Source organism: Sediminicola arcticus, from assembly GCF_040566695.1.
GTDB classification, from domain to species: Bacteria; Bacteroidota; Bacteroidia; order Flavobacteriales; family Flavobacteriaceae; genus Sediminicola; species Sediminicola arcticus.
The window spans coordinates 341,986-350,946 of sequence record NZ_JBEXAE010000005.1 but is presented as its reverse complement, the minus strand read 5'-3'; the positions used below and the strand labels follow the sequence as shown (position 1 = coordinate 350,946).

5 protein-coding genes are annotated in these 8,961 nt (G+C 35.9%); 2 read left to right on the top strand and 3 right to left on the bottom strand.

Annotation, left to right across the window (positions count from 1 at the left end; translation table 11 throughout):
• Window positions 1–169: 169 nt before the first annotated feature.
• Genes ABXZ36_RS12440 through ABXZ36_RS12430 form a run of 3 tightly spaced genes read right to left on the bottom strand, consistent with a single transcriptional unit; the run spans window position 170 to window position 5,521 of the window.
• The gene (locus tag ABXZ36_RS12440; protein ID WP_354615995.1) at window positions 170–991 is read right to left on the bottom strand and encodes a hypothetical protein; all 822 of its coding nucleotides are present in this window, start codon (window positions 989–991) and stop codon (window positions 170–172) included.
• 18 nt (window positions 992–1,009) lie between these two features.
• Window positions 1,010–2,506: a RagB/SusD family nutrient uptake outer membrane protein gene (locus ABXZ36_RS12435; RefSeq protein WP_354615994.1), complete on the bottom strand. Its 1,497-nt coding sequence runs from the start codon at window positions 2,504–2,506 to the stop codon at window positions 1,010–1,012.
• Between the two features lie 12 nt (window positions 2,507–2,518).
• On the bottom strand, window positions 2,519–5,521 hold the full coding sequence (locus ABXZ36_RS12430) for a SusC/RagA family TonB-linked outer membrane protein (protein ID WP_354615993.1): 3,003 nt from the start codon (window positions 5,519–5,521) through the stop codon (window positions 2,519–2,521).
• A 231-nt stretch (window positions 5,522–5,752) separates the two neighbouring features.
• Between ABXZ36_RS12430 and rnhB the strand changes: the two genes are divergently transcribed.
• Together rnhB and ABXZ36_RS12420 are read left to right on the top strand one after the other, a co-directional pair.
• The gene (rnhB, locus tag ABXZ36_RS12425; protein ID WP_354615992.1) at window positions 5,753–6,343 is read left to right on the top strand and encodes a ribonuclease HII; all 591 of its coding nucleotides are present in this window, start codon (window positions 5,753–5,755) and stop codon (window positions 6,341–6,343) included.
• A 28-nt stretch (window positions 6,344–6,371) separates the two neighbouring features.
• Window positions 6,372–8,831: a ribonuclease HII gene (locus ABXZ36_RS12420; protein WP_354615991.1), complete on the top strand. Its 2,460-nt coding sequence runs from the start codon at window positions 6,372–6,374 to the stop codon at window positions 8,829–8,831.
• Window positions 8,832–8,961: the final 130 nt, after the last annotated feature.

Here is an 8,961-nt window from a genome sequence, read left to right as displayed (position 1 = left end):
TTGACAGGGTTAAATTACAACTTAACTTGCTGTCCTAAAATTGGGGAGTATTATATACAATCTTTTATAAAACCCATTGATATGATCAAAATTCAATCCTATTTGATACAAAAAGACAAAGGGACTAACTCGTTAGAGTTAGTCCCTTTGTAAACCTATTTTAAAAATACTAAATCTTGGTAAAAATGTATGAAGCCTGAACTGGTGAACCACCACAATCTGAATCCACGTTATCAGTTAAGTTCACTGTAAAAGAAGTATCATCTGTTGAATCAAATACCCCGTTAGTTCCAGATGGTGGACCAGTAACCAAATTCACTGAATTACCTCCACATCCAACAGCCATATCCAAACGAGGTACAACTATTTGATTGCAAGTTAAAGTCAAAGTGAAAGTTCTTCGGAATCTAGAATCTGCGAAGTAATTAGCAGTGAATGTTCTGTTGAAACCTGAGGCCGCCAAATCCACAATTACACCATCTACGCCAAAAGTACCAGCTCCAAAAACTCCAGGGTTTACTATTGTAACTTCGTACCTTCCTGTGAAGAAAGTTTCATCCACAGGACACACCTGGTAAACTCTTACATTCACATCAGGGCCTACTAGTACACCTGCATCACCCGCAAGTCTAAGAACCAAGAATTTTGCTTCTATTTCTACATTATTGTCTTGACCGTTAATCACTAAAGTACCTTCATAGGAATTAGCCGGAATAGTAACCGAAGAATCGAAAGAATAAGACGTAGGGTCCGTCGTAGTTTCCTCTCCAATTACAGATACAGTAAAATTTCTATCAGTTGTAGAAATAGTACTTGCATTTACAGGTATACTTAGAGTACCTGTGCCGTCTACTTGTACCTCTAAATTATAACTATTGCTAGCGAAAGCCACTAACGTCTGTCCATCCACGTTATCGTAAACTAGAAGTTCTTCTTCACAAGAAGTGAAGGCAAACACCGACGCAAATAAAATTAAAATATATTTTTTCATAATTTGTTCTTTTTAAAATTAGTACCCTGGGTTTTGTTGCTCACGTAAACCAGGATTCGCGTTGAATTCGACAATTGGCAAAGGCATTGTAAATCTGAAATCAGAGGCACTTAAAGAACATGCTCCGTTAAATGCACAATCAACAGCATCCTTAAGAACGCCTTGATTTGCTCTCTCCCCTAAACGCTTTAAATCTTTATACCTAAACCCTTCGAAAGCCAATTCTATTCTTCTTTCATTCAAAACAGCGGCAAAAGCCTCAGTTTGGTTGGCATAAACAGGCAAAGCCTGTGGAGTCCCAAAACGGGCATCCCTCAATTGCTTAATTAAAGAAGCTGTTGAGCTAGTGCCATTGAACGTACCTGCATCGGCTCTAGCTTCAGCTAAAATCAATAACATTTCAGAGGATCTGAACACTTTCAAATCATTCATTAATGGTTGTCCACCAGAACCAGGATATTTTTGTATTACCAACTTATCAGATTCAGATGGATCTGCACTCGTTAAATAATTAGGATCTATCACTGAAGTTGGCGCAACGTTCACATCATAACGTATATCTGCTGGATCTAGAAGATTGAACAAAGATCTGCCCATTTCAAAATAAGGAGAACCATCTAAGGTAGCATCCACAAAAGCAAAACGAGCACCAGCCCATCCGCCTGCTGATATACCTCCAGTAGCACCTTGACCGTCGTAGTTATCATTGAGTGTTCTTTCTAATTTAAAAATAATCTCCGTATTGTCTACATCGTTAAAAATACCCTCGTATTCAGCTCTTGTAGCCAAAGGATATTTTGTTACTAATTGTTGAGCCAATGTTGCCGCTTCAGGGTAATTACCTCTAAAAGTAGCTATTCTCGCTCTTAACGCAGTAACAAAATCTTTACTCACATACAATGGATCAAAGGTATTATCCAATAAACCGTTGGCTCTATCTAAATCCTCATTTATCAAAGCAAAAACCTCTCCGTTGGTGTTACGTAACAATTTTTGGTCAATTGAAGGAATAAAATCAACAGCTATAACCCCCAATGCATTATCATCTGTCAAATCAGTACTGAAATAAGACAATAATTCAAAGTGTGCAAAAGCCCTAAGTGCATAAGCCTGACCTATGATATCATTGTATCTCTCCAAGTCACCTGCTTCTGGGGTAATAATTTTTGCAGCTTCAATTAACCTAGTTGCAGAATTAATCTGCCGATAACCTCTAATCCAAAATACAGCAGGGGCCTCACTCCCTGGATTCAAAACGAATCCATAATCAGCAAGTCCTTGACCACCACTATCAAATCCTATAGATAATTCATCTGTAAATACAGAACCAAAGGCAATATCTGAACTGGTATCAAAGGTATTCAAAGTCCCAAACAAACCCGCTTCCAAATCATCCACGCTTTCAAAAGCAGCATCAGCATCTAGCCTACCAGGTTGTTTAATGTCTATAGCGTCGTTACAACTAAAAAGTAACGCACCAAAACCAAATATTAATAGTTTACTTATATTTTTCATCTGTTCTTTTTTTTAAAATCCTAGTTCAAATCCTATAGACAGTGTTCTTTGGGTTGGGTAAATTCTAGAGGTATTAGATAAAGCCTCCGGATCAAAACCTCTCCACTCACTAAACGTAAACAAATTTTCACCATTACCAAATATTCTTAAATTACTAAAACCAGTTCCCTCTAAATATCTTTTTGGAAACGTGTAACCAATAGTTGCAAATCGTAATCTTAAAAAATCTGCCTTACGCAAAAATCTATCTGATGCGAATGAGTTTCTATTTGTAGCATCAAATCTAGGAATATCCGTTATTCTGTTATCAGGAGTCCAAGCTCTGAAGATATCTGTAGTTTTTTGAAATTGATCGATATTATCAGGGTTTTGGAAACCTGCCAAATCATTATCAAATCTATCAACACCTATAGTGTAGTTAAATTGGGTTTGCAAAAAGAATCCTTTGTAATCCATATTCAATCCAAAACTTCCGGTGTAATCAGGAAAGATATTTTTATCTAACCAAACCCTATCTGTATCTGCATTTGGATTTTCCGTTACAGCACCATCAGCACCATAAAACAATAAATTACCATTCGCAGGGTTTACACCAGCGTAACGCAGCGTGAAATATTCAAAAAGTTTTCCACCGTTACGGCCAGTACCTTGTAATTCACCGTCTTCACTTGGCAAATCTCCAAGTTCTTGTTTGTTATAGTTTCCTACAAAATTAAGACTTAAGTTAAACTTATCAGCACCCCCTCTAATAAGGTCATAGTTAAGGGTAAGATCAGCACCTGTGTTTTTTATAGTTCCAGTGTTGGCATCCAAGTTAGTTACTGCGTTAATGGCCGAAACGGGTGTACTTTGAAATAAATCACTTGTTTCCTTAATATAACCATCTACAGAACCTCTTAATCTTCTGTTGAACAATTCAAAATCCAGACCAACGTTAGATTGTGTTACAGTCTCCCATTTCAATGTAGTATTTCCAATCTGAGAAAGGAATATAGAATTCTGACCAGCATATCCTCCGCCTGTGGCAAAGAAATTTTGGGTTAAATCTGGAGAAGCAAAGTTACCACCACCATTAATGTTTTGGTTACCTGCAGTACCATATGATGCACGAATTTTTAACACATCAAATACAGAGTTATCCATGAACGCCTCATTACTAATATTCCATCTTCCTGCAACGGAATAAAAAGTAGCCCAACGATTACTACCAGCAAACCTATAAGAAGCATCCCTTCTAACCGTACCTGTAAAACCATATTTCCCATCAAAATCATAATCGGCTTGCGTAAAGTACGAAAACAGACCTGCATTTTGAATATTGGCATTGGCGAAATCTATATAGAAATCATTTGTACCTAAATCATCAATAAAACCAGAACCGTCTCCTGGAGAAAATGTTTTAGGATCTAACCCTTGTGCATTATAGCCAAAAGTTCTCAAATGAGCTTTAAAGTACTCTGTAAACACACCTGCATCCAATGTATGTTTTCCCCACGTATTGTTGTAGTTTAATGAGGTAACCTGGTTGAATGTAAATACTCTAGTTGATTGCTGATTTTGCGAACCAGCTATTGGATTAGCGTCGCCTCCAAACAATAAAGAATTAAAAGAATCCGATGCCGTACTAGAGGTTCTAATCTCATTTTGATAATCAGCACTCATAACCATATTGGCAGATAACTGCGGGGTAAGTTTGTATCCTGCGGTTAAACTTCCAATTAATTTAACCTCTTCTTCTTTTCTTGTAAATGTCCTTAACTTGTCAATTAAGAAAAGAGGCGTGTTTGTAAAACTTAAGGGAGATAATAAAGCCTCCCCGGTAGTATAATCCTCTGGGGAAATATAAGGTACGGATTGATAAGCACCCAAGACGTAATTTTGGTTAATACCACCAGTTCCTATACTATTTGGCTCATCAGAGGTGGAATAGTTGATAGATAAATTAGTGCTGTAGTTAAATTTATCGTTATCAGACTTCCCCTGAGTGTTATTTCTAATGTTGAACCTTTTTAGTCCAGAATTTTTAAGAATTCCCTCTTGATCAAAATAACCGAAGGATGTAAATTGTGAAGCGTTTGCACTACCGCTGCTCAAAGAAACGGTATGGTTTTGAGTTAAACCTGTCTTGAAGAAGAAATTAGCCCAATCAGTAGTTGTATAAGCACCTATTTCTGCATCTGTTAAACCTGCACCTAATCCTCTGCCTCTTTCTTTTTGCAGACCTAGTAACTGCTGAGAATTCATTAATTTATAATCGTTGTCTTGCAACGTTCCGAAACTCTGAATTCCAGTATAATTAACTTTTAAAGCAGAATTGTATCCTCCTTGACGAGTTTTAATGATCACAACACCATTAGCACCTCTGTTTCCATAAATGGCAGTTGCACCAGCATCTTTTAATACTGATATAGAAGCGATATCCTGTGAATTTAAACTCCTAAAATTGCTTTCATCTACAGGAGCACCGTCAATAATGAATAAAGGCTGTGTATTTCCGTTAATAGAAGTAACCCCCCTTAAGTTAATATTGGATGCTGCACCTGGTTGTCCACTAGCAGTTGTTATGTTAAGACCAGCTACTTGACCAGAAAGAGTTTGAACGAAACTCGCATTAGGCCTGTTTTCAATTGTCTCTGCACTTATGGTAACCGAAGCAATACTAGATTTCTCTTTAGTAGAAGTTCTGTACCCCTGTACCACCACTTCTTCCAATGCCTGAGCATCATCTTCCATTGAAACATTAATGACATTATTAGCCCCAACGTTTCTATCAGTAGTCTTTTGCCCGATATAACTGAATCGTAACACTTGATTACTGTTGGCCTTGATGGCGTAATTACCATCAAAATCTGTTTGTGTCCCTGAAGCAGTTCCTACCACCACAACGGACACACCAGGCAATGGCACACCTTCTTGGTCTGTCACATTACCTGTAATAGTTTTTCCTTGTGCAAAGGAAAAACTCATGTTTAACACCATGAATGATGTTAAAATCCAAGTTAACTTTGATTTCATTTAATTGTATTTTTGAATTAGTCAGCCGTAAAAATGATAATTATTAGTTAATTATCCAAAAATAAATACAAAGACAGATCTGGATTTGTTAAAAAAAGAGAAATAATTATCAATTATTTAATATAATGACAATTTTTCGTAGTTATATGCATAAAATTAACACGTTTTGTTTAGGTTTATTTTGAAAAAAATAAACAGTTTTGTTTTTTCATTATCATTAAATAAAAAATAATGCTAATTCGCAGTCTTTATAACGAAGTAGGAACCGATGAAGCGGGAAGAGGATGTCTTGCTGGACCTGTGACCGCGGCCGCTATTATCTTACCTGAAGGTTTTTATCACAAACATTTGAACGATTCCAAGATAGTATCCGAAAAGAGGCGTAACCTCCTGCGGCCTATTCTTGAGCAAGAATCCTTAACATTTGGCGTATTCCATATTTCCCCCCAAGAAATTGACAACATAAATATCCTGAACGCTTCTATTTTAGCTATGCACAAATCTATTGCCCAACTAAGCAAATTACCTTCTTGTATTATGGTAGATGGGAACCGATTTAAACCTTTTGAACAAATACCCCATAAATGCATCATAAGAGGCGATAGCACCTATACCAGCATTGCAGCAGCTTCCGTACTCGCCAAAACCCATAGAGATGCCTATATGGAAAAACTGCATGAAGAATTCCCCATGTACAATTGGATTAAAAATAAAGGATACCCCACAAAGGAACACAGAGAAGCCATTAGAAAATATGGGATTACCAAATACCATAGGAAAAGTTTCAGACAATTACCAGAACAACTCAAAATTGAAGTTTAAAATTATAAATTTGCTGAAAAGCACCTATATGACCTATAAAATATTATTGATCATAGCATTACTCTTCTTTAGCTGTACTGAAAAGAAAAACACCTCAACTTCTTTATTGGATTTTGTACCCAAAGACGCTTCTTTAGTAATTAAGATCAATCATCTGCCTGGCCTTAAAAGCGAATTAAAGAACAATGAATTTTTATCCCTCCTTAAAACCAATACTATTTATAAGAATGTTTTTGAGACTATAAAAAATATTCAATACCTGAATCCCAAATCGGAGAGTCTATTGGTTTTCTCCGAATTGGGAAAAGAAAATTTTGAATATCTTTTTATTGTGTCTACTGCGGATGGACTCTATAACTTTGATGGCATTAAAAATAAGTCAGAAGAAACTTTTACCTATGAAAATAACAGTATCAAAAAATACTCCCTTGAAGAAGTTGCTTTTTTTACTACGACCATTGACCAAACCACCATCATCAGTTCTTCCCGCCTATTATTGGAAAATAGCATCCGAAATACATTAGAACCTTCCATAAATTTAAGCTTTAAGGAACTTTATAAAATATCTAATACCAAGAAATCAGCTACCCTTTTCCTGAACACCAAAAATAGTAATGCCCTTTTTAATACTATACTCAAAGAAAATTCGAGTTACAGTATTTCCAACTTCTCTGATTGGATCAACCTAGACTTAGATATTGCACAGGATCATTTGAACTTTACAGGAATCAGTATGGCAAATGATTCCTTAAAACACTTTACCAACTTATTCAAGAATACCGGAGCCCGGACCAATACCATAGCCTCATTTGCTCCACTAGCCGCAGAAACTATTATCTCATACACATTTGATGATTATGGCACTTTCGCCAAAAACCAACAGCGCTATTTAGACAGGTCTATTCCTATGGACACCTTATTTAACACGGTAGAAGAAGTTGGTAGCATTTTTTTAAATGGGAAAAAGGCAGTTATACTCAAAACTTTTGGCGCTGAAAAAATTATAAAATTTTTAGAAGAGCGAAAAAAAGGCAGCAGTGAATATCAAGGTACAGAGATATTAGAACTGAATGAAACTAATTTTTTAAATGAATTTTTTAATCCCCTGGTTAAAAGATTTAAAGCAACATATTGCACTATTTTGGACAATGCCTTTGTTTTTTCTTCTGAAATAGAAACGTTACAAACCATTATCAGTAATTATAAGAATGGAACTACCTTTAATAATACTAACTTATATGATACAGCGAATGATGTCTTAGCAGACGAATCAAACATGTTATTCATATCTAATGCTGATGGTATTTCTAACGTATTAAAAGAAGAATTCACTAGTTCACTTTTTAACGATTTTAAGCCAAGTACTTTCTCGAAATATTTATTTGCCTCCCAATTGGTTGCCGATGATAATTTTTACCATATTAATACCGTAATTCAAAAAATTGAAAAGGAAGATAAAACCAATAGCACGTCTCCCTTATTTACCATTCAATTGGATAATCCATTACTCACCAATCCACAATTTGTGACCGATTATAGAACCAACAAAAAAGAAATTGTTGTGCAGGATAAAGAAAACAATCTTTACCTCATCTCAAATGAAGGAAAGGTGCTTTGGAAAAAAGAACTAAAGGGTAAGGTTCAGGGAGATATACAACAAGTTGATATTTATAAAAACGGCAGATTACAATTAGCCTTTACAACCCATAACCAATTTTTGATCATAGATAGAAACGGCAATGATGTGCCTCCTTTCAATAAAACCTTTGAGGGTGGGAATCTAAATCCTTTGGCCATTTTTGATTACGATGGAAGAAAGGACTACAGATTCGTCATTACCCAAGGACAAAAGGTATTTATGTACAACAATAAACTGAATGATGTGAAGGGCTTCAAATACAGCAAAGCCGAACAGCCGATTATAGCCGCGCCCCAACATTTTCGTATTCAAAATAAAGATTATCTCGTTTTTCAATTGGCAGACGGGACCTTGAAAATACTAAACCGAGTAGGTGACGAGCGCATTAAGGTTTCTGAAAAAATTGATTTTTCCACCAACGGGGTACATCTTTACAACGATAAGTTTTCTACTACCGATAAAAAAGGCATCCTATTTCAAATTGACGATAAGGGTAATATAGGAAAGACGAACTTAATCCTTAACAAAGAACACGGGATGGATGCGAGTAATAAGCATTTAGTTCTAATGAATGATAATGTTCTCAAAATCGGGGACCATGCAATAGAATTAGACCTTGGCGTTTATTCCCGCCCCAAAATATTTTTTATACGCGATAAAATGTTCGTTAGTGTTTCCACTATACAAAATCAGAAAATTTATCTTTTTGACAGCCAGGGCCAAAGCATTTCCAACTTCCCAGTATTTGGAACCTCTACCATAGATCTAAGCGATATGGACAACGACAAAAAATTAGAGGTGGTTGCTAAAGACATGGATAACTCTTTGATTGTGTATAAGATATACTGATACTAGACAAATACCCAACTTTACAATATACCCATCAAACAATACAAAAATCCCCAAAATTTAGGGGATTTTTTTGTATCTTAGAATAAGTGAACTTTTTACATTTTAATTAATACTTGCCTTCTTTCTC

Coding starts and splice junctions, on each gene's coding strand:
- ABXZ36_RS12440 (WP_354615995.1), bottom strand. CDS start 991: ATGAAAAAATATATTTTAATTTTATTTGCGTCGGTGTTTGCCTTCACT.
- ABXZ36_RS12435 (WP_354615994.1), bottom strand. CDS start 2,506: ATGAAAAATATAAGTAAACTATTAATATTTGGTTTTGGTGCGTTACTT.
- ABXZ36_RS12430 (WP_354615993.1), bottom strand. CDS start 5,521: ATGAAATCAAAGTTAACTTGGATTTTAACATCATTCATGGTGTTAAAC.
- rnhB (WP_354615992.1), top strand. CDS start 5,753: ATGCTAATTCGCAGTCTTTATAACGAAGTAGGAACCGATGAAGCGGGA.
- ABXZ36_RS12420 (WP_354615991.1), top strand. CDS start 6,372: ATGACCTATAAAATATTATTGATCATAGCATTACTCTTCTTTAGCTGT.